At 62.7% G+C, this 24,152-nt stretch carries 21 protein-coding genes; 2 read left to right on the top strand and 19 right to left on the bottom strand.

Annotated features, from left to right (window positions below; all coding sequences use genetic code 11):
• Positions 1 to 15: 15 nt before the first annotated feature.
• The 19 genes from F4Z81_07480 to F4Z81_07390 all read right to left on the bottom strand — a co-directional run bounded on the left by F4Z81_07480 (position 16) and on the right by F4Z81_07390 (position 22,528).
• Complete coding sequence (locus F4Z81_07480; protein ID MXW04894.1) at positions 16 to 1,002, bottom strand: cyclase family protein; 987 nt, start codon at positions 1,000 to 1,002, stop codon at positions 16 to 18.
• A 91-nt stretch (positions 1,003 to 1,093) separates the two neighbouring features.
• Positions 1,094 to 1,897: a phytanoyl-CoA dioxygenase family protein gene (locus F4Z81_07475; GenBank protein ID MXW04893.1), complete on the bottom strand. Its 804-nt coding sequence runs from the start codon at positions 1,895 to 1,897 to the stop codon at positions 1,094 to 1,096.
• A gap of 11 nt (positions 1,898 to 1,908) precedes the next feature.
• Positions 1,909 to 2,559, bottom strand: a complete 651-nt coding sequence (locus tag F4Z81_07470; protein MXW04892.1) for a type I restriction enzyme HsdR N-terminal domain-containing protein — start codon at positions 2,557 to 2,559, stop codon at positions 1,909 to 1,911.
• On the bottom strand, positions 2,393 to 3,346 hold the full coding sequence (locus F4Z81_07465; GenBank protein MXW04891.1) for a Gfo/Idh/MocA family oxidoreductase: 954 nt from the start codon (positions 3,344 to 3,346) through the stop codon (positions 2,393 to 2,395). The genes F4Z81_07470 and F4Z81_07465 overlap by 167 nt, the downstream gene beginning before the upstream one ends.
• Before the next feature lie 85 nt (positions 3,347 to 3,431).
• A complete protein-coding gene (gene betC, locus F4Z81_07460; GenBank protein ID MXW04890.1) occupies positions 3,432 to 4,949 on the bottom strand; it encodes a choline-sulfatase in 1,518 nt (505 codons plus the stop codon).
• Positions 4,950 to 4,999: 50 nt separating this feature from the next.
• On the bottom strand, positions 5,000 to 5,851 hold the full coding sequence (locus F4Z81_07455; protein ID MXW04889.1) for a hypothetical protein: 852 nt from the start codon (positions 5,849 to 5,851) through the stop codon (positions 5,000 to 5,002).
• Positions 5,848 to 7,485, bottom strand: a complete 1,638-nt coding sequence (locus tag F4Z81_07450; protein ID MXW04888.1) for a hypothetical protein — start codon at positions 7,483 to 7,485, stop codon at positions 5,848 to 5,850. The genes F4Z81_07455 and F4Z81_07450 overlap by 4 nt, the downstream gene beginning before the upstream one ends.
• 74 nt (positions 7,486 to 7,559) lie before the next feature.
• Positions 7,560 to 8,318: a pyridoxine 5'-phosphate synthase gene (locus tag F4Z81_07445; protein MXW04887.1), complete on the bottom strand. Its 759-nt coding sequence runs from the start codon at positions 8,316 to 8,318 to the stop codon at positions 7,560 to 7,562.
• A 15-nt stretch (positions 8,319 to 8,333) separates the two neighbouring features.
• The gene (locus F4Z81_07440) at positions 8,334 to 9,590 is read right to left on the bottom strand and encodes a hypothetical protein (protein ID MXW04886.1); all 1,257 of its coding nucleotides are present in this window, start codon (positions 9,588 to 9,590) and stop codon (positions 8,334 to 8,336) included.
• Positions 9,591 to 9,601: 11 nt separating this feature from the next.
• Positions 9,602 to 10,474 (bottom strand): ribosomal RNA small subunit methyltransferase A, encoded by an 873-nt coding sequence (gene rsmA, locus F4Z81_07435; protein MXW04885.1) that lies wholly within the window; start codon positions 10,472 to 10,474, stop codon positions 9,602 to 9,604.
• Positions 10,471 to 11,385 (bottom strand): TatD family deoxyribonuclease, encoded by a 915-nt coding sequence (locus F4Z81_07430; protein ID MXW04884.1) that lies wholly within the window; start codon positions 11,383 to 11,385, stop codon positions 10,471 to 10,473. The genes rsmA and F4Z81_07430 overlap by 4 nt, the downstream gene beginning before the upstream one ends.
• Positions 11,289 to 13,352, bottom strand: a complete 2,064-nt coding sequence (metG, locus tag F4Z81_07425; GenBank protein ID MXW04883.1) for a methionine--tRNA ligase — start codon at positions 13,350 to 13,352, stop codon at positions 11,289 to 11,291. Before metG ends, F4Z81_07430 begins: the two co-directional genes overlap by 97 nt.
• A 90-nt stretch (positions 13,353 to 13,442) precedes the next feature.
• Positions 13,443 to 14,684 (bottom strand): hypothetical protein, encoded by a 1,242-nt coding sequence (locus F4Z81_07420; protein ID MXW04882.1) that lies wholly within the window; start codon positions 14,682 to 14,684, stop codon positions 13,443 to 13,445.
• A gap of 12 nt (positions 14,685 to 14,696) precedes the next feature.
• Entirely contained in the window at positions 14,697 to 15,473 is a 777-nt protein-coding gene (locus tag F4Z81_07415) for a class I SAM-dependent methyltransferase (GenBank protein ID MXW04881.1), read from the bottom strand.
• Positions 15,474 to 15,506: 33 nt separating this feature from the next.
• Entirely contained in the window at positions 15,507 to 15,794 is a 288-nt protein-coding gene (locus F4Z81_07410; protein ID MXW04880.1) for an RNA-binding S4 domain-containing protein, read from the bottom strand.
• Positions 15,795 to 15,862: 68 nt separating this feature from the next.
• Positions 15,863 to 17,176 (bottom strand): hypothetical protein, encoded by a 1,314-nt coding sequence (locus F4Z81_07405; GenBank protein MXW04879.1) that lies wholly within the window; start codon positions 17,174 to 17,176, stop codon positions 15,863 to 15,865.
• A 45-nt stretch (positions 17,177 to 17,221) separates the two neighbouring features.
• Positions 17,222 to 18,088: a hypothetical protein gene (locus tag F4Z81_07400; protein MXW04878.1), complete on the bottom strand. Its 867-nt coding sequence runs from the start codon at positions 18,086 to 18,088 to the stop codon at positions 17,222 to 17,224.
• A gap of 63 nt (positions 18,089 to 18,151) precedes the next feature.
• Positions 18,152 to 21,553: a transcription-repair coupling factor gene (gene mfd, locus F4Z81_07395; protein MXW04877.1), complete on the bottom strand. Its 3,402-nt coding sequence runs from the start codon at positions 21,551 to 21,553 to the stop codon at positions 18,152 to 18,154.
• A gap of 15 nt (positions 21,554 to 21,568) precedes the next feature.
• Entirely contained in the window at positions 21,569 to 22,528 is a 960-nt protein-coding gene (locus F4Z81_07390; GenBank protein MXW04876.1) for a phosphoribosylaminoimidazolesuccinocarboxamide synthase, read from the bottom strand.
• A gap of 354 nt (positions 22,529 to 22,882) precedes the next feature.
• Here F4Z81_07390 and F4Z81_07385 point away from each other — a divergent pair, with 354 nt between their 5' ends.
• Positions 22,883 to 23,425: a DUF4398 domain-containing protein gene (locus F4Z81_07385; protein ID MXW04875.1), complete on the top strand. Its 543-nt coding sequence runs from the start codon at positions 22,883 to 22,885 to the stop codon at positions 23,423 to 23,425.
• 199 nt (positions 23,426 to 23,624) lie between these two features.
• Positions 23,625 to 24,086, top strand: a complete 462-nt coding sequence (locus F4Z81_07380; protein MXW04874.1) for a PTS sugar transporter subunit IIA — start codon at positions 23,625 to 23,627, stop codon at positions 24,084 to 24,086.
• Positions 24,087 to 24,152 lie beyond the last annotated feature (66 nt).

Raw genomic sequence — 24,152 nt, 5'->3', positions numbered from 1 at the left:
AAACACCCTCTTAATCTACCTGATGGCGATCGGCCGCGCCGGCGATCCCGTCGCCCCCTTGAAGCGGATGGGCGTGTGGATGAAGAGGAACTCGTAGACACCGTCCCCTGAAAGTTCGTCGAAGTTCATGTTCTCGAGGTTCCAGACACCGTTCCGGGTGATGAGTTCCTGGTGTACGGGAAAGGCTTTGCCGATGTCCGGATTGGGTACGACCTCGGTGGTCCACTGGTCCGAGCCGATCATGGAAGCCTGCTTTTCGACTACCCAGCGGGCGACGGCCATTCCGATACCCGGCGGACTGGCGTTGTACGTACCTGGGTCGTTCCAGTGCCGGGCCCATCCGTATCGGAAGAAGTAGGCGTCGCCCGGCTCGAGACTGTCCATCTCGATGCCCTGCCATTCCAGCGCGCCTTCCACGTCCTCCACGGTGACCTCGTAACCGTGATCGAGGGATTCCACGCCCTTGTATGCGGCCACGTCGACCAGGATGCCGCGGGTGATGAAGGGTCCCACGTGCTCGACGCCCAGCTTCACGAGGCCGTAAGGTCCCTTGATCTCCTCATTGGTGTATCCGTTGTAGAAGACGTCCTTCTCCGTTCCGTCCGCCATGGTCATCCGCTCACCGATATGGCCCGGTCCGTCGAACTGCGTGCCGACCTGGCCGATTTCGGCCACCAGGAACTCGTCGTAATAGATCAGGTTGTTCGTCCCCATAGGCTCGCCCGTGGGAGAACCGGGCAGCACCAGGGAATAAGTCCGCTGGCCGAAGAGGGGCATGTCGGCGCTGTACACCTGGCCGATTTCGTAGATCTGTCCCGTCTTCACCAGGCTCAGGGCCTTCAGCACCTTCTCCGGCGTAATCCAGTTGGAACCGCCCGACTGGTCGTCCTTGCCCCAGATGGGATGGGGCCACCACGGGCCTTCTTCCCGCGTCTGGGCGGCAGCCGGAAGAACGTAAAGAATGGTAAGCACCATAACGAGGGTAAACCTGGCGAATATCATTTTAGGTCCTCCTTAATGGGAGCGTTGATTTGTGTTTCGTCGTTGGGCATGCCGTCCTGACGGGCTCGCGTTTCCGCGGGTCCGTGCGGAACTAGTCGTAATTACTCGGTTCATGATCGCCCAACAGCCGGCGCTGGCGGTCCGTGGCGCAGGAGAGTATATCAGGTTCGAACTGGAACCGGTTCAGATAGGGCGGAAACTTCTGCGTGATCATCCGCTGTGCGTAGTGGACCTGGAGCAGGTAGCGCACCCGGTCGCTCGTGTTCGCCGTCCCGCGGTGCCAGACTTCGCAGCGGAACAGGATGGCGTCACCGGCCGAACACATTATGCTCCGCGGTTCGACTCCGCGCCAGGTGGATTCGCCATTGGACGGACAGCGGCCCGCGCGGTGGCTGCCCGGAATGAACTGCGTGGGGCCAAGTTCCTCGTAGATATCGTCGAGATAAAAGTGGGCCGTGGTGATGTAAACCGGCACATGGACACGGGGATCGTCCATAACGTCTTCCGGCAGCTCCAGCGGCTGCCAGTCCACGTGGATGCCCTGGTCCGGCCGGCCCGGTCCCGTCATCCACGCCGTCATGCCGATAACGTGACAGTCCGGTCCATGGGCGGCTTCGACCACGTCGATGACCTCCGGGCGGTCCAGATAGGACAGAAACAGCGGGTCCCGGTTAAATACGTTGTTGATGGACTTGTTGAGAAAACCGTGGGAATCTGGATTTGTGTGCCGGTCGAACTCTTCGGGACGCGCTTCCAGCCGGTCCATGGCATCGCGCAGTTCGACAACTTCATCATCTGCAAGCGCACTTGGAAAATAGGCGTAGCCGTCCTGGTCCAGGGCTTCCAACCGCTGTTCCAGCGTTTCTTTCGCGACGAGTTCCAGTCCTTCCGGCATACTTGAACTCCTCAGGCTTCTCCGTCACGCTCGAATTCGGGCAGTTCCGGCAGAAAGGCATATCCTCCACCGGCCTTGTGCTCGCAGCAAAAGTGCGACTTGCCGTTGGTGGCCACCAGGAACCGGGCGTTGATGACCGAATTGTACCGTGCCAGCTGCTCGAACACCGCTTCGGTCACCCGGACGTCCGGCGCCTTGCATTCGCCCATGAGCACCGGCCGTCCCTTCAGGTCGTGCATGATCACGTCGGCGCGAACGGCCGTTCCGGCGTACTGAAATCCCTTTTCCACGGCGGCAAAACCCGCGGGAAAGCCCCGGTCCTCCACCAGGTACCTCACCAGATGCTGCCGGACCCACTCCTCGGGCGTCAGCCGGACGAACCTGCGCCGGATCGGGTCGAAAATGATCCTGCGGCCCGATTCATCCGAATCGATTTCGAATCCGTATTCCGGGAAATTGAGCCGTTCCATGATGTAGACGTAGACGGTCTGGCGGCTAGTCGGGGCACTGTCCCGTTTCGATCCAGTCCACGAGCCGGATGGTATGTATGACGTCCCGAAGATCGCTGACGGGGATGGTCCGGTTGCGTACGGATTCCACGAAATGCTCGTGCATGGCGAGCGCACCCTCGTAACGGGGCGTATCTTCCGGGTCGTCGCCATTGATCTCCCAGCCCTGCAGTACGGTCTGCCGATCGTCCTCCCGGATGTCGATTTCCTCGGGCAGCTTCATGTAGCAACCGATGCCCACGCCGTGCAGCTCCGCACTCAACACACGGCCGCCGGAGGCCCGGTTTCCGAAGACGACGCCCGTGGACCCGCTGGCAAAACGGACGAGCGCCGTGTAGTGGTTCCAGTCGACCGAATCGAACTTGTCGCGGTAGCGGGTTACCTCGACGGGCTCGCTCCCCACCATGTACCGCAACAGGTCCACGACATGGGTCACGTCGTTCCACAGCGTCGTCGTGTACTCCGGGCGGTCGAGCAGCATTTTCTTGTTGAAGGTGGTCACGGCATGGGAGACCGGTCCCCTCGCGCGTATGCGGCGCATGGCCTCGCGGACCACCGTGGTGTACCGTCGTTGGTAGCCCACCATGGCGTACACGTCCCGCTCTACGGCCGCGTCCAGCAGTTGGCGCGTTTCAGCGCTGTTCTTCCCCGGAGGTTTCTCGATGAAGATGTGCTTGCCTGCGCGCAGACTGTCCAAGGCGGGTTGGAGCAGCCACTTCTCGTGCATGACACAGTAGACTACGTCCAGTTCCACTTCCGCCAGCATGGCGCGATGGTCGTTATAGACATGAGGGAAGTCGTAGCGGTCGATGACCTGGGCCAGGCGCGTCTCGTCCAGTTCGCACACGGCGGTCATCTCCACGTCCGGCAAACGGGCGACCGCCGGATAGTGGGCGCTCTGGGAACGGCCCCCGGCACCGATAAAACCTGCGCGCAGCATGGACTTTCCTCCCTGGGTAAGCCCGCCCGTTACGACGGGCCGGTTACGGGTTCTTCTATTGTCCGGACGGTGGCACGTACTGGTTTCACGGTTGTCCGGACGGCGGCACGTACTGGTTCATGGCGCCCCGTCGGTGATCGAATTCCGGATCGTGGCTCCACGTCCGTCCGTGACGCGCCATGGTGTCCCGGATCAGACGCCGCCGGTACAGGCTGGACAGGTTTGCGTCCGCGATGGCATCCGGATCGAAGCGATCGAGGATCCGCCCGCGAAGCCGGGATTCCACCTGGTGGTGCGCGTCGTCGCCCGCGAGATCATGCCATTCCCCCGGATCGTCGTCCAGATCGAAAAGACGGGGCGCGTACCCATGGATGTACTGGTACTTGTACCGTCCCTGCCGCGCCATGATGCAGGGCATGCCCACGGCCTCGTGGGCCTGGGCGAAGACCACGCGGTCCGCTTCGTCCGGGGAGGATGATACCAGGCTCTCGCCGTCGTGGGACAGCCGGTCCTCCACGCCCGCGAGATCGCAGAAGGTCGGCAGCAGATCGATCAGGGACACGGGATGGGCACAGGTCGTCCCCGCCCGCCAGCCGTCCGGATAGCGGACGATGAGCGGCACCCGGCAGGACCACTCGTAGAAACACCGCTTCTGCACCATGCCTCGTTCGCACAGCATGTCGCCGTGATCGCTGGCGAATACCACCACCGTGTTCTCCGCCAGGCCGGTCTCGTCCAGGGTATCCAGCAGGCCGCCGACCTTGTCGTCCATGTAACTTACAAGCGCGTAGTAGGCGCGGCGAAGCCGGTAGAGACCCTCTTCGTCCCGCAGGTCGTAACGGCCGGTACCATGATAGGCGTTCAGGTTCCGGTCCATCATGGAATGGCGTTCTTCCAGGTCGGCCGGAAACCCGGGCAGCTCGATCTCCGCATCTTCGTACCGGGCCCAATAGGACTCGGGCGGCCAGAACGGTTCGTGGGGATGGTGATAGGACGCGCATAGCAGGAACGGTTCTCCTCCCCCGCCCGGCTTCCTGGACCGCAGGTACTCGACCGCGCGGAAATGCGTTTCCTCATCGTAGCTGAGGGCGTTGTGCCAGACGCCTATGCGCACGCCGTCGCCCGTGTATCCCGCCGCGTTGTAGGCCGGCCGGTCGGCCATCACCCGCTCGCAGTCCTCGCCTCCGGTCTCCTTCAGTCGGATCCACTCCGGCTTGACCCAGTCAAAATCCGAAGAATAGATGTCGGTCGTCAGCCGCATCCTGAACCCGTGCAGCTGGTCCGGACCGATGAAGTGCATCTTGCCGGACAGCACGGTATCGTAACCCGCGCAGGCCAGATAGTGGGCAAAGGTCGGCTGGTCGGCGGCCAGCAATGCGCCGTTGTCCCATGCGCCGATTTCCGATGCATGCCGTCCCGTCATCAGGCAGGCCCGGCCGGGCGCGCAGAGGGGAAAAGGGGTGTAGGCGGCGTCGTACCGCACGCCGGATTCCACCATGCGGTCCAGGTTGGGGGTCCGTACGACGGGATGACCATAGGCTCCGGTCAAAGCGGCGACCATCTGGTCGGAAATGATAAGGAGGATGTTGGGCTGGTCGGCCATGGTACTCCAGGCGGCCTGGGGAAATTGTCCGGTGGGCCATTTACGGGCGCCTACCGCTGCCGGCGGCCCCCGCGCCGTGCGGTTGGGCCGGCCTCGAACTGAACGTTCCGGGTCATCGCGGCGAGCGGAATCGCGGACATCAATGCGGCGCAAGCGCCGATCGGACCGCCGACCATCAGGTACATGCCGAAATCACGCAAGGGACCGTCCGTGACGACGGCCAGCGGGGCGGCAATCAACAGCACGGCCAGGCCGGCCAGCACCAGAAAGGGCATGGCCTGCACCATGCCGGTACGCACGGAATGGCTGACCGGTTCCCGACGAGCGGATTCAATCCGGCTTCTGACCAGGCTGTAACCGAGAAAGGACAATACCACCGCCAGGGTCCCCACGGCCGTAAGCGCCAGTATGCCCGGCACCGTAATCCGATCTGCCAGGCCAAGGGTTATCCCCGCCGTGACGAACATGGTGTAGAGCGCGCAACCCATGGCCGTCACGGCGAATCGGGCGCCTATGCGGAGCGAAAGATAGAGGGTGATGATGATGATGCCGATCATGACCCCGTTCCATTCCGCCAGCCAGCCGATAGAAAGGGCAAAGGGGAGCAGCATCCGCACGATACTTCCGGCCGCCAGTACACCGAGGGTCAGCGCGATGCACTTGCCCGGCCGGTCGTCGATCCGGGCGCCGACAATGACCAGTACGATCAGCATGGTTACGAACAGGCCGAAGAGCATGTCGCCGGACAATAACAGCGCCACCAGGCCATCGTCGACGGCGTGTTCCGTCTTCATCGCCGTTCCGGCAATCCCCGCCGCGGCCAGTATGGCGGCGAAGGCATATACGACACCCGGTCGGTCGATCAGATTACCATACAGTGCGGTGAGTCCGTTTCCCATCATACACTCAACTTCCTGATCTGCCAGTCCGCCACCAGGGAGGACAGCAGCATGTTCGTCCAGCACATACAGGTGAGCAGGCTGCCGGCTGTACCGGAAAATAGCACAAGGCCGAAATTGACGACGGCGTCGGTGCCGACTACGACCAGGCTCACCGATACGAGCAGCAGCATGACATGGGTCCAGACCAGGACCGGCCTGATCTTCTCGAGCGAGCCCATGACGTCCTGGCGGACCGATGATTCCGTTCCGGACTCCGCCCGAAGGTATTCGAAGATCCAGAGATGCACGGAGGCGAAGACGAGGACCGCTCCGAGCAAACCCACCGCGCCGGCGAGCGTGAAATACGGCGCAATCCCGGCGATGTTCCACAGCCTCAGCACCGCTCCGGTCATGATCAGGTAGTGCAGCATCCCGGTAACGAAAAGCAGGCCGGCGGCCCGGTACCGAATAACGAACAATGCGCAAAGCAGTCCGAGACCGATCGCGCCGGCGCCGGCCGCGCTTACCGCGGCCCCTTCACCGAGCGGCGAGGGCGCATCCTTTGCCTGATCCAGGAGCGCCACGTCCAGCGGCGGCGACTCGGATTCCAGGATGACCGCCAGGGCGCGGGCCTCTTCCAGCGAGTCTCCGCCGGGTACTTCTATACGTCCGTCGGGTATTCTGCCCTGTATATTCAACGTTACGTACACCTGGCCGTTCATCTTGATGGCCACGCGGTTGCCCGCGTTGGCGCTGGACAGGTTGGCCAGACTCTCCCTGCCCTCGTCCTGCAGGAACAGGCGTACCGCGTATGCGCCCCGGTTCGCCGTTACCGAAGCGTCGCTGACCACGGCCGACGCCACCGGCTGCACGTTGAGGTCGATATCCTGGTTGATGAAGTAAAGTGGATGGAACAGCCTGCCTCCGCGTTCCACCGGTACGGAAGCCCATGAGAAGGCGCCGGCGGGCGGATTGGCCAGGTTGAAGGCCCGAATTCCGGCCTGAACCGTCGAATCGGCCAGAATGGCCCTTACGGCATCCAGGTTGTCTTCCCGGACCGCGATGTCCCCGATCCCTTCCTCCGCCGTAATGCTTGCAAGCAGCGCGCTGAATTCCCCTGGTCCGGCCGATTCCGGTCCTCCTGGAATCGCCGATTCCTGGCCGTCATCTCCGGCGGACGCGGTCGCGGCTGTAAGGGCTGAGGTCCGCTCACGAAGCGCATCGTCAATGCGTTGCCGCAACGCCTGCACTTCCGCGCCGTCCTTGAACAAATGCAGTGTGATCTCGCCCGATTCCCGGATAATCCTGCTTACGAGACCGGTGTCCGCGCCCAGGGGAACGACGATCTCGAACGTGTCGTTCTCCCGCGCGGTAATGACAGGTTCGGTGATCCCGAAGGCGTTCAGGCGCCGTCGCCAGTTCTCGACCAGGGCTTCCACCGCCCGGACCCTGCCCCGTTCCGTGAACCGGGACAGGTCCATGCTTACGGCGAGACGGTAACCGCCGGCCAGATCGAAGCCCGGTACCGTGGACTGGCTGTAAAGCGCTTTCCTTTCTTCGGGCGCAAGCGCTTCGATGGACTCGGGAGACGAAAACCACAGCCTGATGGTCGGGGAGACCAGGACCGCGCCTAACAGGGTGACGGCGAGAAACACCAGGAATGAAATGCGCTTGTGAATGGTACTGTTCCTTTCGGGACCGCTTCTTTAGTGCGGCGCGGTTGGTCGCGTTACCAGTCTGCCTGGGACCTCGGCGCGTGGCGGATGATGCCGACCAGGTCGCGGACGGCTTGCTCGAACCCGATGGTCATCGCCCGCACGGCCACGGCGTAGCCCACCACCATTTCCTCCACCTCGGCGATACCCGCCAGATCCGCCGCCGTCCGGTAATCGACGCCCCGTCCCAGGGAAACGCCCATGTTCAACCGGGCCGCGGTCCTGGCCGTACCGGCGATTTCCTGGAACATCCGGCCCTTCTCTTCGGGGTCGGCGGCCTGTACGAACCGGCTTGCGTCAAGGTGGACGTAGTCTGCCTTGAATTCGGCGCACTGCCGGACGTGCGAAGCGGTGGGCGTGATCAATATGCTCGTCAGGATCCCTTCTTCCTGCAGGGCCTTCAGCATGCGTTCCACCGGCCGTTCCAGGGAGTCGACTTCGGGCCATGGCGAATCGGACCAGTCGTTATTCAGGCCGGCGTGCCCGTAGCCCTCGGGAACAAGGGTAACCATATCGGGCGAAATCGTCAAGATACTACGCAGGACTTCCAGGTCCGGCGGCGCGATCAGGTTAAGGTGCGTGTGCACGAGCTGCCTGATGATGGCATATTCCCCGCCCAGGTAGAGCGAATCGTCGGCAGCCCACGAAATCGTTACGGCGTCCGCCCCGCTCACCTGGGACATCATGACCGCGGTCATTGGATCGGGTTCCCCCCGTTTCACGATATTTCGCAGGGCGGCGACCTGGTCTACGCATACACTCAGTTTTACCATGGGTAATCTCCGGTGTCAGTTGTCCACGAGGTCGGAAACCCGAACGAACTCAATCCCTCTGATTTCAAGATACCTCATCCGGTCCATCAGCACCTGAAGGGAGTGGGGCCTGGCATCGGTGACGACGACGGCGCGGGTGTCGTCCAGGGCGGATAGCGACGCGCGGTCCAGGTTCATGGATATGATAACGGGGTTGTACAATGGGTCGAGCACGCCCCAGGCCCGAAGCCGGCCGCTTCCCCCGCCCTGATCCTCCGAGCTGCGTGGCCCGTCCAGCGTGCCTGGACCACTTGACCCACCCGGTCCGCCCGGGTTGTCCAGGTAGTACAGGTTCCGCTTGACCAGTTCGTCCAGTACGGGGGCCAGCACCTCGGCTTCATTTCCCATGCGGCCGGCAGGATAACGCAGGACGCCCTGGGCCTCGGGCAGGGTGGCGAGGGCGTCTTCCACGACCCGGCGGTTGGTCAGCTCCGAGTGCGTGGACGACACGGATCTCCTCCAGGGCCGACCGGCGGCGTCAGATGCCGGTTGAACGGGCAGCAGTGCCATCACCTCGTGATCGCCGCGCGTAAGTTCGGCAGCCATTACGTTTGCGCCGTCTGCCCAGGGAAACAGGGCGAAAGTGAGGGGCCGGGTGAATTCGGAGAGTTCCTCGACCACACCCCGCTGATCGCCGTCCGTATAGGCGATCACGACGGCAAGCCGACCGGTTTTACGGTGCACAGCCGGATCGCGGGTTATATTGAGGCGATGGGTTACGTCGCCATCGAAGGAGATTTCGAGCATCAACTCCCCGGTCCTGGTCCGTTCCTCCGCGCGGGAGACCCTTCCGCCCGCCCGGACGACGGCCCTGGCGATCTCGAGATTGCATTCGGTAATCGAATAGGTACCCGAAACGATGATCCTTCGTTCCAAGGGCCTCCAACGGCCCGTGGCCGTCGCAGTGCGCGGCGCGGTGTCCCGTATTCGGTCCGGTGTGACCTGCAGATTCATGAACGCACCGTACAGTGCCGCTTCCATCGCGTGAAACGCCTGCTGGTCCGTTTTCCAGGCGGACGTTCGTTCGAACTCGGGCACGGCAACCGGAATGGGCCGGTCCAGCAACCAGTCCACGACCTTCCTGGCCTGGTTTTGATACAGCATGATCCACACGGCGAGGACCAGCAGCACGACCGCGGCCGTTCCGAGGAGGGCGTTCCGGGCGTAAGTCCGGCGCTGGCTCTTTGTGATCGCCATCCGGGTTCTGGCCGAATGTGAAAAGCGAAAGCGCATAGTGCGGTCCGTCAGCAGTCGTCCTGGTGGTGGTCCCGGAACGCCCGAAGCGCGTCGGCAAGCACCGCGAACTCGTTCAGGTCCAGGGTTTCACCGCGGCGTTTCAGGTCGATGCCGGTATGATCCGAAAGATAGCCGGCGGAACCGGGTACCAGGCGATTCATCGCGTGGTGGAGCATCTTGCGCCGATGTTGAAAGGCCGCCTTGATCACGTCGTTCAACAGGCCAGCGTCCCTGACCGAAACGGGCGGCCGTTCATGGGGCGTCAACCGGAGGACGACCGAATCCACAGCCGGACGGGGAACGAACCGGTCGCCGCCCACCCGGAACAGCGATTCCACGGCGTAGTGGTACGCCATGATAGCGGTGATCGCGCCGTAGGCCTTCGTACCCGTCCGTGCCGTCAGGCGTCCGCCCACTTCGTGCTGAACCATGATGACCGCGCACCTGATCATTCCACGATGGGCGATCAGCCGGTTAAGGACGGGACCCGTAATCCCGTAGGGCAGATTGGCCACGAGCACGAACCCGGGCTCGCCATACTTCCCCATCAGATCGGGAAGGTCCAGATCGAGCACGTCCCCGTTCACGATGGTCAGGTGGTCGTATCGACCGTAGGCTTCCTGGAGGACTTCTGCCAGCCTTGAATCGATTTCCACGGCGGTCACGGCGCCGGCCAGGGTGACGAGGTGGCGTGTCAACGCGCCGGCCCCCGGACCTATTTCGAGTACGGCCGTATCCTTCGTTACCCCCGCCGATTCGATGATGCGTCGGGCGATGGACGTATCGTTCAGGAAGTGCTGACCCTTCGACCTGGATGGGCGAAAATCCGATCGTCGCAGGCTGGCCAGCAGGTCTTCAGGAGGATCGAGCACCGTACTCAATGGATTCGAAACACCTTGTTCGCGTTCTGGGTTGTGGTCCGCGCCAGCTCATCCACGGAAACGGCCCGGTGACGGGCGACCGCTTCGGCCGTGTTCACGAGGTATGATGGTTCGTTCCGTCGTCCACGATGGGGTACGGGCGCGAGATAGGGTGCGTCTGTTTCGACAAGGATGCACTCCGCCGGCAACCCGGAGACCACCTCGCCCACCGTCGAGTTCTTGAACGTCGCGATACCGCCGAACCCCAGGAAGCATCCCATGGAAACAGCCCTCTCGGCCATGGCGACGTCCCCGGTAAAGCAGTGCAGGATCGCGGTCGTTTCGTCGCCGGGAAACTCGTCCAGCATGGCCATGACCTCGGCGTGGGCGTCCCGGTCGTGCACGATAACCGGCAGTCCCGTGCTTCCGCCCCACTCCATGTGTCTTCTGAACGATGTCTCCTGCCGAGGGTAGGTGGACCGGTCGTAATGCAGGTCGATGCCCGTTTCGCCCACGGCGATGACGGTCGGATGTTCCAGCAGTTTCTCGATTTCCCCATAGTCCTCTTCTCGCGCTTCGTGGACATGGCAGGGGTGGATGCCCGCGGCGGCGTACACGGAATCCCGGTTTTCGGCGAGCGCCACGGCGGCCCTGCTGCTCTCCAGATCGTACCCTACCGCGACCATGCGCTCCACGCCCGCGTCCAGCGCCCGTTGGATCACGTCGGCGCGGTCGTCGTCGAATGCTTCGTCCGTGAGATGGGTATGCGTATCGAACAGCAAGGCAGTGATTGGTTGCAGGTTATTGTATGACGTACGTTCCGTGTGGCCGGATTTCAGGTAACCGATGAACCGGATTGGACGCGGACGTCCGGACCGAGGAGGATGGGGGCGCCGTCGTCGTCTTCGGCCGCGAGCAGCATGCCCCTGGATTCCACGCCGCGGATTTTTGCGGGCTCCAGGTTCGCCACCACCACGATCTGCCGGCCGACCAGTTTCTCCGGCGTATACCCGGGGGCAATCCCGGACACGATCTGCCGCTCCTCCGCGCCGATGCGCAGCTGCAGCCTGAGCAGCCGGTCCGTTCCGGGTACCGGTTCCGCCGCCACGATGTCCGCGATGCGCAAATCGATCTCACGGAACGCGTCGATCGATACGAGTTCGTTTCGTTCCGCCCCGGCGGATTCCGCTTCGACGGATTTCGTTCCGTCGTCCTTTCGAGCATCGGACCGGCCCAGCCTTGCGATCTGCGCGTCGATCGTATCGTCCTCGATCTTGTGGAACAGGATTTCGATTTCGCCGATGGGTCGGCCGGACAGCGACGCATCGATCTCGATTTCGTCCCACATCTGCGCATCGACGCGTCCTTCCAGGCCCGCCATCTTCCACAGCCGCTCTGCGCTGAACGGCAGGATGGGAGACATGACCACGGCGAGGACTCTCACCGCCTGCATGCACACGTGGAGCGTGGCGGCGCAACGCGCCCGGTCGGTCTTGCGCGTGTTCCAGGGCGCCTGGTCGTTGAAGTACCGGTTGCACTGATTTCCCAGGGCGATCAGCTCCCGTACGGCACCCCGCACCTGGAACGATTCGAAACAGGCGCCCACACGGTCCGGGGCGCCGGCCACCGACGCCAGCATCTCCCGGTCCTCCGGCGAAAAGGTCCCCGGTTCCGGGATCACGCCATCGAAATACCGGTTGATGAAGGTCAGCGTCCGGTTCACGAAATTTCCGAAGATATCGGCCAGTTCGTTGTTGTTGCGCGCCTGAAAGTCCTTCCAGGTAAAGTCGGAGTCCTTGGTCTCGGGCGAAATAGACGCCAGGCAGTAACGCATCGGATCGGGCGGGAAGTCCTCGAGGTACTCGTCCAGCCATACCGCCCAGTTCCGGCTCGTGGACAGCTTCTGGCCCTCGATGTTGAGAAACTCGTTAGCCGGGATCTCCGAAGGCAGGACGAAATCACCGTGCTCCATGATCATGGCCGGCCAGAGGATCGCGTGGAAGACGATGTTGTCCTTGCCGAGGAAGTTGACGAGCTTGCAGTCCGGGTTCAGCCAGTAGTCCTTCCACCGGTCGGGGTCGCCCTGCGCCACCGCCCATTCCCGGGTGGACGACACGTAGCCCAGCGTGTTCTCGAACCAGACGTACATGACCTTGCCCACCGCGTCTTCTATCGGCAGCGCCACGCCCCAGTCCAGATCGCGGGAGATGGGCCGGTCGGACAGCCCCTCGTTGAACCAGCCCTGGCAGTAATTGCGCACGTTGACCTTCCAGTGCGTCTTCGTATCGATCCAGGCCTGCAGCCGGTCGGACATGCGGGCGAGCTTGAAATACCAGTGGTTGGCCGGTCTTACCTCGAGGGATCCCTTGCAGACATCGCTGTGGGGATCGATAAGCTGCGTGGCGTCCAGGATGGTGCCGCAGGCCTCGCACTGGTCTCCCCGGGCCCGGTCGGAACCGCAGTGGGGACAGGTGCCCTCCACGTAGCGGTCGGGTAGAAAGCGTCCATTTGCCGGACAGTAGATCTGGTCGACCTCGCGCACGTCGAAACAGCCCTTCTCCTCCAAGCGGCGGAAATAGTCCCGGGCCGTCTCGTGGTGGATCGGGCGGGAGGTCTGGGAGAAATTGTCGTAGACGATGCCGAAGTCTTCGAGCGCGCCCCGGATGACGGGATAGTACTTGTCCACCAGTTCCTTGGGCGTGATCCCCTGCTTCTCGGCCGCCAGGGTGATGGCCACGCCGTGGTCGTCCGATCCGCTGACGTGCACGACGTCCCGGCCCTTCAGCCGCTGGTAGCGAACATAGATGTTGCCGGGCAGATGGACGCCTGCGATATGGCCGATGTGCAGCTTGCCGTTCGCGTAGGGCAACGCGTCTGTAACAAGTATTTTCTCTGCCACGACAGCCTCTCGGACGCGGGTAGATCATTCCTGGCGGACCGGTTTTGTTCCAGCATCAGAATAGGGGGTGGAAGGGGGTTTGTCAACGGATCAATCGGCGGCGGGCAGAGCATGGGACGATGTTTCACCGGATGGTCTCTTGCGGGATGGCGCCTGGGTGGCAGGCGACTGCTGGGGACCTGCGTATCTACGGTTCATTCTGAGTCTGAGGACGAGTACGAGGAGGGCAAGCTGGACGTGGGCGTTGCGCGCGATGTCCCGCCTGGCTTCCTCGACGGTGGCGATGCCCTTTTCGATTTCCTCCGCTTCCATCCCGGATGCCCGTTCCCGCAGCGGCTCCGCGCGGTCCGCGTTCGAAAGCGTCTGGGACCCACCTGCCGAGGAGAGGACGAACAGGTCGCGGTACAGCGAAAGCAGGTGGTCGAGTATCTTCTCCACGACCGGTTCTTCGCGGTGAGACGCGGCGAGGGATTCTACCTGCTCGAACAGGCTCAGCGGTGTCTCGTCGTATATACATTCAAGCAAGGCGAAGGCGTCTTCACGGATCTTCGAACCCCGCTCCGAACTGGCCGTCAGCGCTTCGGAAAGGCGGCCTTCGGACCTGCGCGCGAGTTCCCAGGCTGCTTCCGGGGCAACGTCATATCGCTCGATCAGCGCCGATTTCACCTCGTCTTCCCGCAGGCGCGAAAGAAAAACGGGTTGGCAACGGGACAAGATGGTCGGCAGCAGCCTGCCGGTCCGGGACGCCGTCAAAATGAGCATCAGGGAACCCGGAGGCTCTTCGAGCGTCTTGAGCAGCGCGTTCGAGGCCGCGGCGTTCATGCGGTCCGCCGCGACGATGACCGCCACCTTCCTCCGTCCTTCGTAAGGTTTGGCCGATGCCTCCCTTCGCAGCGACCGGACGTCTTCCACGGAAAGCATATCGTTCATGCCGAAGGGCGGGGCGCCGTAGGGGTCTTCGGCCAACCGGTCGGCCAGGCCCTGCCTGCGTTTATCCCTGGCGTTCGCGCGGCCGGACGAGCCCTCGCCGCGGCCGGAAGACCGATCCGGTGGCGGGGCGGATGAAGAGGGGATCAGGAGGTGCAGGTCGGGGTGCTGGAGCGCGCGAATCCGCCGGCAATGGCGGCATGGGACGCGCGGGCCATGCTGAGCACAGGGCTCCCCGGGGCCGTATTCGCAATTGACCGCGCAGGCGAGCTCAATGGCCAGTGCCTCGGCGCCCACGCCGGGCGGACCGGAGAACAGGTACCCGTGGGCAAGACGGTCCTGCTTTACGGCCTCCATGAGCCGTTGCCGCTGCTTCTCGTGACCTATAACGCAATCGAAAGCCATAGTGACGGTCCGTCAGGCGGGGCGGACCACGTAGTGGACCCTGTTGGATCGCTCCGACGCTTCCTGGAAACCGAAGCCGTCGAACGCGCCGAGTACGTGATAGCCGGATTGCCGGCAGATCTCCGCCAGCCGGGCCACGGGATAGATCCGCTGTTCGTGGCGTTCCCGGGTGGAAAACCGCTTCCCGCCGCGGTGGAAGGTTAACTGGAATTCATTGACCTGCACGCGCGACTCGGGGACATACTCACAGCGCCGGACATAGGAGTAATCCCCGTTGCTTTCCTGGTCGACCTGGTTATGGAAGTACCTGCGCGAGTTGATTTCAGTGCAGACGTCGAATACGAAAAGGCCGCCGGCGTTCAGCAACCCGCGCAAACCATTCATCATGGCGGCGATGTCCGCTTCATCCATGATATAGTTGATGCTGTCGTACAGGCACAATACCGCGTCATAGCTTCCCGAAACGGGCATGTCTACCATGTCGCCGGCCTGAAACGCGATGGACCGGCGGCCGTCCAGGGCTTTCTGCCTGGCGACGGCGATCATGCTCTCCGACCGGTCCATGCCCGTCATCCGGTATCCACGGTCATCCAGGATACACGCCATTACGCCGGTACCGCAGGCCAGTTCAAGGATGTCCTTCGGCGTCGCCCCGAACCGTTCGAATATCGACTGGATGTAGTCGGCCCACCGATCGTAGTCCACGTGACGCATCACGTGATCGTATATCGGGGCCAACTGGTTATAGGGAAGCTCCGGATCAGCCGGGTGGGTTTTCCTGTGGCGCATGCTCAAGGGATCTCGCGTCCGGGCGGGCGTTCATCAACAGGCTTCGAAGCCTGAAACGTCATCGTTCAGGCGTTCGTCGCTGAGGACGTGATACATGGATTGCGCCCGGTCTTTCGAAACGTTGCCTTCCGGGACGTTCAACACTTCGAATTCCAGCCTTCTGTCGGGCCAGGCCACGACGACGATGTCCTTCGCCGCGACCTGGTGGCCGGGTTTCGCGGACCTTCCGGAAATGGTGACCATACCCCGGTCGCAGGCCTTCTTGGCGGCGTCCCGCTGTTTGATGATGCGGGACCGTTTCAGAAAGAGATCTACTCTCATCTCACGGGATGTCGCAGGTTGGTCACGCGCTAGACGCGCGTTGCGGATCTCGGTTCAGGGCAGGGCATTCAGGGCAGGGTGTCCAGGCCGCGCTCGTCGATGTACAACTCGCGGCGAAGATCCTTGAGCCACCGTTCCCTCTCCTCGCTCCACTTGGCGAATTTGGCCAGATTCGTGATTTCCTGAAAGTGGTCGTCCAGGGTGAACTTGTCGCCCCCGGTCCTGTCGTTCAGCCGCATGATGTGATAGGAGACGGCGCCCTGGTCCACCACTTTGATGGGTTCGGTCATTTCGTCGATGGAGACGGCGTTGAGGGCGGTCTGGTACTGGGGCAGCAACTGGTCGAGCATGAACTCCCCGATGTGGCCGCCTTCGGAAGCGGAGGCCAGGTCTTCCGAGTACTTCGCCGCGGCATCGGAAAAAGTCTCGTCGCCGTCGAGAATCCGCTGCCGCAGCATGGAAATCGTCTCCAGCGCCCGGTGATCGTCTTCATCCGTCTTCGGGATCTGGACCAGTATGTGCCGCACGCGGATCTGGTCGTCTCTCCGATCCTCCAGCTTGATGATATGAAGGCCCACGTCCGTCTGCACCGTGGGGCTGACGCTGCCCGTCTCCAGGGCGAAAGCCGCCTCTTCGAAATCGGCCATGAACGTGCCGCGGGTGAAGAATCCCAGGTCTCCGCCGTTTCTGGCGCTGTTCAGGTCTTCCGAATACCGCCGCGCCATCTCGCCGAAATCCTCGCCGTCGGCTATGCGGCGCCGTATCTCCTCGATCCGCGCGTTCATGGCGGTCACGACTTCCGGGTCCGGGCGTGACGTGATCATGATATGGCTCAGGTCAAGCTGGATGGGATTCGACGGTATGCTGTCATAATGTGTCTCATAGTACCGGGCTACTTCCAGGCCGGTAACGCGGACTTCGCCGAAGCGGTCTTCCTCGAGCCTGCGCTGCAGCAGTTCCTCCTCCTTCTGGCGCCGGAGTAGCCGGTTCCAGTCCCGCATGGTCATGCCCGAACTGGCCACCAGTTGTTCCAGGGCGTCCTCGGAACCGAGCCGTTCCGTGTACTGGTCGATGATCTGGCGCACCGCGCCGTTTACCTGTTCAGCGGGTACCCTCACGCTGTCCCTGCGCGCGTACGCGAGCACGACGCGCGTGTCGATCATGTCCTTTAACAACTGGTTCGGGAGGTCTTCCGGCTCCTGCTCCGTCTCCTGCATGCGGTACATCTTCACCGCTTCGAGGACGTCGGAGTAGAGGATGATCTCGTTGTCCACGACGGCGACGACGTAGTCCACCAGTTGCTGGCCCTGGGCCGGGCGTCCCGCCAGAACCAGGGCAAGTAACAGCAGCGGGAAATACCGGGGGATCGATCGGAAGGTCATGCTCCTCCTGTGCCGGTCTGCGGCGCTTGTTCTACGGCGCCGGTTCTACGGCGCGCCGGGTTCCGGCCGCATCAGGTTCCCGTCATGGATTTCCACGTCGGCCGATTGCCGCAACGCATCGACGTACCGCCTGACCAGTTCGCGGCGCTTGTCCCGCAGTACCCGGTTGACGATCTCGCCGCGGACCTCGTCCAGCGGCGGCAGCGTGCCGGCTTCGCGACGCTCCGCGACCCTGAATATAAACGAACCGTTTTCCGAAAGTACGGGCCGCGAAACCTGGCCGGCACTCAGGGAAAAGACGATTTCCTGCACCGAAACGTCGCTGATATCCGCCCTTTTCAGGAAACCCAGGTCCCCGCCATCGACCGAAGACGCGTGAATGGACCGCGTCCGCGCCAGTTCCTCGAAGGTAGCGCTCCGGCGCGACAACTGGTTACGGACCTGCCGGGCCGTGGTCTCGTCCGGTAGAACGATCACCGAGACCCTGAGTTCCGGTACGAGGTAAACGAACTCCTGTCGATTGGTCTCGAAATAGGCCTCGACCTCTTCGTCGGACACCACGATCGCCGAATCGGCGGCCATGTGTTCCAGCATGACGTTGGCCAGGTGCTCCCGGCGCATCCTGTCCAGGTCCCGGACCGTCTTGACGTCGCTGTCCAGATTCAGCCGCAGGGCTTCCTGGTAGAGCAGCTCGGTCCGGATCCAGTCGGACACCCGGTCCTTTCTCATCTGGGGCGTAGCGGCGAACAACGCCGTGGCTTCCAGTTCGGCATCCAGTTCATCGACTGTCAGCGTGGACTGGTTCACCCTCGCGACAACCGAATCGGGGTCTTCCGGAATCGAGCTGCACTGGCACTGTGTCAAGACAAGCGCCACGTTCAGCATAACGGTACAACAGACCGCGGATTTCATGCTGATATTCTTACTCCAACGGGCAGGTCAAACTTCGGCAATCGGGCATGTATCATTAACCAATTACAGGAGTTTGAGCAACAGGTTTTTGGCCAGATCGACCCGTTCGGCTTCCGTTTCGCCGGTCAGTCCGGCCCTGATCCGGAAACCGTCTCCATGGGGGAATTCGATGTCCAGCGCGGGATCGTCCGTCACCCGGGCGATACGGTCGCGCGATGGATAGAGACCGTCCCGGTAGGCCACGGTCATCTCGCTCCCGCGCACCCTGAGCTGCTGCAATCCGATCCTCGCCGCGATCTGCCGAATGGAAACCAGGTCGAAGAGGACGCGCACCGGATCGGGCAACCGGCCGAACCGGTCCTGCATCTCTTCACGCAGCGAGGCGACCTCCTGCTCGTCTTCCACCCGGGAAAGCCGCTGGTAGAAGCCAACCTTGAGCTTCCGGTCCGCGATATAGTCATCGGGGATGAAAGCACCTACCTGCAGTTCGACTTCGGCTTCCGGCGCTTCTTCCCGCGTCTCGCCCTTTAGGTCCTGCATCGCCTCTTTCAACAGACGGCAGTACAGATCGAAACCGATGGAGGAGATGAACCCGTGCTGCTCCGTGCCCAGCAGGTTGCCGGCGCCCCGGATCTCCAGGTCCCGCATGGCGATGTGGAACCCCGATCCGAGCGCGGTATACTCGGCGATCACGGCCAGCCGCTTGCGGGCGTCGGGGGTCACCGTGCCGGCGGCGGGTATCATCAGGTAGGCGTAGGCCCGGTGATTGGACCGCCCTACGCGTCCCCGGAGCTGGTACAGCTGGGCCAGTCCGAACCGGTCCGCGCGGTTTACCAGGATGGTATTCACGCTGGGGATGTCCAGTCCGGATTCGATGATCATGGTGGACACGAGGCAGTCGTACTTGCGGTCCAGGAAATCGATCATGACCTGTTCCAGTTCCCTTTCCTGCATCTGTCCGTGGCCCACGACGAAAGACACCTGGGGCAGAAGGCGCCGGAGAAACTCGGCGACCGCCTCGATGGACTGGACCCGGTTGTGGACGAAGAAGACCTGTCCGCCGCGGTCCACCTCCCGCATGATCGCCTCGCAGATCACCTCCTCGTTGAAACGCACCACCTCGGTGTGTACCGGCAGCCGGTCCCTGGGCGGGGTGGTGATGAGGGACATGTCGCGGGCGGAGACCAGCGACATGTGGAGCGTCCGCGGGATGGGCGTAGCGGTCATGGTCATGACGTCCACGGAGGTCTTCAGCTGCTTGAGCCGTTCCTTGTGGACCACGCCGAATCGCTGTTCCTCGTCGACCACGAGCAGGCCCATGTCGCTGAAGTCGATGTCGCCGGAAATGAGCCGATGGGTGCCGATGACGATATCCACATCGCCCTTCCTGAGCCCCGCGACAACGGCTTTCTGCTCATTCGGCGGGACGAACCGGCTCAGCATGCGGATGTTCACCGGGTAGTCCGCGAGCCGTTCGGTGAAGGTGGTCAGGTGCTGTTGCGCCAGGATGGTGGTCGGCGCCAGCACCGCGACCTGTTTCCCGTCCTGCACCGCCTTGAACGCGGCGCGGATCGCCACTTCGGTCTTCCCGTAGCCCACGTCGCCGCAGATCAGCCGGTCCATGGGCACCGCCTGCTCCATGTCCGACTTCACGTCCGTGGAGGCCTGCTCCTGGTCCGGCGTATCCACGTAGATGAAGGAGTCTTCCATTTCCCGCTGCCAGGGGGTGTCGGCCGAGAAGGCGAACCCGGGACTGGCCTGCCGGGCTGCATAGAGCTTGACCAGGTCTTCGGCGATCACCCGGACCGCCTTGCGCGTACGCTTCTTGGCCTGTTCCCAGGCTCTCCCGCCCAGTTTCGACAGCGAGGGCGCCTCGCCGTCGGATCCGACGTACTTCTGGACCCGGTGCAACTGCTCGATGGGGATGAAGACCCGGTCGTCCCCGGCGTAGATCAGGGTCAGGCAGTCCCTTTCCCGTTCATCCACGTTAATGCGCTTCAGCCCGACGTACCGGCCGATACCGTGGTCGATATGGACGACGAAGTCTCCCTCTCTGAGGCTGGTGAAATCCTCGATCACCACGCCTTCCTTGAAGACCTTGCGGCGGCGTCTCCGGTACCGGTTGAAGATCTCCGCGTCGGTCAGCACGACCAGCGGCAGGTCCGGCAGAATGAACCCGGCGTGCATCGGCCCGACCGGCATGTCGATATCGGGGGCGTCCGGGCCCAGGATCTCGCGCAGCCTCTCCGCCTGTCCTTCGTTGTCGCAGACCACCACGACCCGGGCGCCAGCCGCCTTCCATTCCTTAAGCCGGGACTTCAGTACGTCCATCGCTCCCTGGTACACGCCGGAGGCCTCGGCGCCGACCGCGAGCCACCCATCGGCCGCCCGCGTGCCGCGCACCATGTCCATCGTCCCGTAGTAGGCCGATTCCTCCATTATACCGGGCCAGTGCAGGATCGCATGTTCCGGCCCGGGGACCAGGTCGTCCGCCTCGGTTCTTCGCTGGTGGGTTTCTTCGTATTCCGCCTCGAACGACTCGGCTTCGCGCGCCAGCTCATCGGGTTCGCAGCGGACGATCAACGTACGGTCCGGGAGGTAGTTCATGATGGTGGCGGCGGAGGGATGGAAGTAGGGCAGGTAGCGTTCGCTGCCTTCGAACAGGCCGCCGTCCTCGATATGGGACACCAGTTCGGACGCGTCGATCGAATGCGATGCTCCGGCCAACTTTACCCTTTGTATCACGTCGTCGCGCGTTTCCGGGTCGTCGATCATTTCCCGGTTAGGAAGCACCGTCATCTCGCCGATGTTCCGCGACGACCGCTGGGTGTATATATCGAACAGGCGAATCGATTCCACCTCGTCGCCGAAGAACTCGATTCTGCACGGCTGTTCCATCCCGTGGGGATAGACGTCGACGATACCTCCCCGCACGCTGAAGTGGCCCGGCGCCTGCACCATGTCCGTCCGTTCGTAACCGAGCCGGTTGCACCGCGCCGTAAGTTCGTACAAGGGGATGGTGGCGCCCGCTACGACCTGGAGGACGGCGCCGGCGAGCACGGACGGCGGCATGGTGCGCTGCATGACGGCCCGGACCGTCGCGACGACGAACAGCGGCCGGTTGTTCATCAGGGCGTGCAGCGCGCCCAGGCGCCTTCCCGACAGGTCCCCCGGCGGCGATACCTGGTCGTAGGGCAACACCTCCCAGGGAGGAAACAACGCCACGTCATCGGGGTCCAGCAGGCTGGAGACATCCTCGTACATCTCCTCGGCGGCGTCCGTGTCCTCCACGATGACTAGCGTCGCGCCGCCCCGTTTCCGGTGCGCGTGGGCGAGCAGCAGAGACCGCGAAGAGCCGGCGAGCCCCGACACCCGCGCGGTGCGGGCGTCATCGGCGGCCAGCGTGAGATACCGCTGTACGACGGGGGATGCTTCCGTGATGTCCAGGAGGGTTGGCAGGCGCATACGAGAGCGGTTCGGCTACATGGGGTTCCGCAGCCGGTGGGTGATCCGCTGCAACACATCCTCGTTCCGGGCTTCGAAAGCCCTGGCGGTGATCATCTCGTAGGCTGTAATGTAACGGCGGGCGGCTTCGATCCTGATCTCGTCCGGTATATGCGGTATGGGACCGTCGCCGCGAAAACCGCGGTCGGCGAGCCATCCGCGGACGTATTCCTTGTCCATCTTCTCCGGTTCCTCGCCGCGGCGGAATCGATCTTCATAGGTATCCTTGATCCAGAACCTGGAAGAGTCGGGGGTGTGAATCTCGTCGATCAACACGACCCGGTCCTCGAAGAGGCCGAATTCGTACTTGGTGTCCACCAGGATCAGGTTGTTGGCGGCCGCCCGTTCGGTCCCGAAGGCGAAAAGCGCCAGGGCCGCCCTTTCCATCTCGCGGTACGCGCCTTCGTCCACGAGGCCCCTGCGAAGCACCTCTTCCGCCGAGATGGACTCGTCGTGCGCACCTTTCTCCGGCTTCGTCGAAGGGGTAATGATGGGCCGGTCGAAGGCCTGGTTCTTTTTCATGCCGTCCGGCAGCGCGTTGCCGCAGAAGTCGCGGCTCCCCCGGGAATAGTGGTACCAGGCCGACGTCGTGGTGACGCCGGTCAGATACCCCCGGACGACCATCTCGACCGGAATCAGCTGACATTCCCTGGCTACGAGCAGGTTCGGATCGGGCACGTCGATCAGGTGGTTCTCAATGATATGCCGGGTCCGTTCGAACCAGTAGACCGCGGTCTGGTTGATGACCTGGCCCTTGAAGGGAAGGGCGCACAGCACCCGGTCGAAGGCGGAAATCCGATCGGTGGTCACGATGATCCGTTTCCCGTTGAGCCGGTAGTTGTCCCTGACCTTGCCTTCGAATTTCTCACCCAGGTCGAAGCTGGTATCCTGCAGCACGAAATCCAACTGCTTCCTGAGGAGGTCTTCAGACACCATGATTCGCGTTGGTCCTTTCGGCGTATGGACGGCTCTCGCAACGGTTCGTCCATCGAGACGAGACCGCTTCCGAATCGAACCCTTCACACTAAGGTCGGCAGGCCGGAAAGTCAAGGGTAATCACGGCCCCGTTCACCCCTTCGGCGCGCCTGGCAACCACGGACCCAGCCCACCGGATTCATCCCCCCGGCAGGCCATGTTTTTTGTGCCTGACGCCTTTTTTGCTGGACACCTTTTCGAACCGTTCTATTATATTTGAGTTATACTGCTGAAGTATTGCCTTACCCGGTCATTCGATTCCGATTCAAGCGATCCGACATACTTCATTTACCGGTTCGAACAGGAGGTTCTATCATGTCCAAGCAGGCCTATCTGACCGCGATGAGCGTCGTCGCATGCCTCTTCGTGGCCGCTGCATGCGCGGGACCGCCCACCGAGGCCATGAACGGGGCCGAGGATGCCATGGCCGCCGCCATGGAAGCCGAGGTCGACAAGTACGCACCGGCTGAATACGAAGCGGCGGCCGCCGAACTCGAGATGGCCAGGACGCACATGGACGCGGAGGAATACGGCGACGCGAAGACCGCCGCCGAAAACGCCATGTCGCTCTTCGAATCGGCCAGCCAGGAATCCGTGGTGCAGAAGGAGTTGACCAAACGCGAGGTCGATGAAGCCCTGCCGGCATTCCTGGAACGCTGGGGAGAGATTTCGGGCAGCATCGAGCGGGGACGCGGCCAGGCCGCCCGTGCGCTCGCCCAGGAAGCCTCGGCATTCGCCGACTCGCTGACGGTGCAATTGAATGAACTGAATGCGGCTGAGAAATGGCACGATCTCAAAACGCTTCTCGAGTCAGCCAACATGACGGCCGACAGTTTCGCGGAACGGGCCGGCGGCTGAACCGGCGCACTGCCGAAGAATGCCAGGGAACAAGAAGCCGTCTGACGACGTAGTCAGGCGGCTTTTTATTGTCCGCTTCACCGTCGGACCCGGAAGCCGTCCAAATCGTTATTGACAATTCCGGGGCGGGTACATAGAATCACACAGGTTTTTGTAGCGATTCCGTTTTAATGGATGGATCGGTATTCAGGAGTACGGCATGAGCTTGACGGAACTGTTGGATGAAAAGGCTATCCTGGTCAACCTTAAGGCCACGCAGAAACAGGAAGTGATCGAGGAACTGGCCTCGGCACTGACCGCGTCCGGCCGGATCAGCGACAACCGGGAAGTGCTCCAGGCCGTCCTGGAACGCGAGAAAATCATGAGCACCGGGATCGGGAAGGGGGTCGCCATTCCCCACGGCAAGTGCAAAGCCGTCGACAGGCTGGTCGGGGTGCTCGGGATCAAGAAGGAGGGCGTGGATTTCCAGTCCCTCGACGAACAGCCGGTCTACCTCTTCTTCCTGCTCGTGTCCCCCTTGAACGTCTCCGGTCCCCACATCCGGGCGCTCGCCCACATTTCCCGCCTGCTTCGGCACGACAACCTGCGAAAACAGCTGATCGCCGCGGAAGACCCCCGCGACGCCCTCGCGCTCATCGCGGAAGAGGAAGAGAACATGTAGCGCGGTCTCCGTGCCGCGGTACCGTCCGTACGTCCACACAAAAGCATTCACGCAAAAGTAAAGGAT

This window comes from Gemmatimonadota bacterium (genome assembly GCA_009835325.1).
In the GTDB taxonomy this organism is placed as follows: domain Bacteria; phylum JAAXHH01; class JAAXHH01; order JAAXHH01; family JAAXHH01; genus JAAXHH01.
Note: the sequence above shows the minus strand (reverse complement) of the source record. Positions and strands in the feature narration are given on the sequence as shown.

What these genes read in the sequence shown, in the direction of transcription:
- F4Z81_07480 (MXW04894.1), bottom strand. Translation starts at nt 1,002, where the DNA reads ATGATATTCGCCAGGTTTACCCTCGTTATGGTGCTTACCATTCTTTAC.
- F4Z81_07475 (MXW04893.1), bottom strand. Translation starts at nt 1,897, where the DNA reads ATGCCGGAAGGACTGGAACTCGTCGCGAAAGAAACGCTGGAACAGCGG.
- F4Z81_07470 (MXW04892.1), bottom strand. Translation starts at nt 2,559, where the DNA reads ATGGCGACGACCCGGAAGATACGCCCCGTTACGAGGGTGCGCTCGCCA.
- F4Z81_07465 (MXW04891.1), bottom strand. Translation starts at nt 3,346, where the DNA reads ATGCTGCGCGCAGGTTTTATCGGTGCCGGGGGCCGTTCCCAGAGCGCC.
- betC (MXW04890.1), bottom strand. Translation starts at nt 4,949, where the DNA reads ATGGCCGACCAGCCCAACATCCTCCTTATCATTTCCGACCAGATGGTC.
- F4Z81_07455 (MXW04889.1), bottom strand. Translation starts at nt 5,851, where the DNA reads ATGATGGGAAACGGACTCACCGCACTGTATGGTAATCTGATCGACCGA.
- F4Z81_07445 (MXW04887.1), bottom strand. Translation starts at nt 8,318, where the DNA reads ATGGTAAAACTGAGTGTATGCGTAGACCAGGTCGCCGCCCTGCGAAAT.
- F4Z81_07440 (MXW04886.1), bottom strand. Translation starts at nt 9,590, where the DNA reads ATGCGCTTTCGCTTTTCACATTCGGCCAGAACCCGGATGGCGATCACA.
- F4Z81_07420 (MXW04882.1), bottom strand. Translation starts at nt 14,684, where the DNA reads ATGGCTTTCGATTGCGTTATAGGTCACGAGAAGCAGCGGCAACGGCTC.
- F4Z81_07415 (MXW04881.1), bottom strand. Translation starts at nt 15,473, where the DNA reads ATGCGCCACAGGAAAACCCACCCGGCTGATCCGGAGCTTCCCTATAAC.
- F4Z81_07410 (MXW04880.1), bottom strand. Translation starts at nt 15,794, where the DNA reads ATGAGAGTAGATCTCTTTCTGAAACGGTCCCGCATCATCAAACAGCGG.
- F4Z81_07405 (MXW04879.1), bottom strand. Translation starts at nt 17,176, where the DNA reads ATGACCTTCCGATCGATCCCCCGGTATTTCCCGCTGCTGTTACTTGCC.
- F4Z81_07400 (MXW04878.1), bottom strand. Translation starts at nt 18,088, where the DNA reads ATGAAATCCGCGGTCTGTTGTACCGTTATGCTGAACGTGGCGCTTGTC.
- mfd (MXW04877.1), bottom strand. Translation starts at nt 21,553, where the DNA reads ATGCGCCTGCCAACCCTCCTGGACATCACGGAAGCATCCCCCGTCGTA.
- F4Z81_07390 (MXW04876.1), bottom strand. Translation starts at nt 22,528, where the DNA reads ATGGTGTCTGAAGACCTCCTCAGGAAGCAGTTGGATTTCGTGCTGCAG.
- F4Z81_07385 (MXW04875.1), top strand. Translation starts at nt 22,883, where the DNA reads ATGTCCAAGCAGGCCTATCTGACCGCGATGAGCGTCGTCGCATGCCTC.
- F4Z81_07380 (MXW04874.1), top strand. Translation starts at nt 23,625, where the DNA reads ATGAGCTTGACGGAACTGTTGGATGAAAAGGCTATCCTGGTCAACCTT.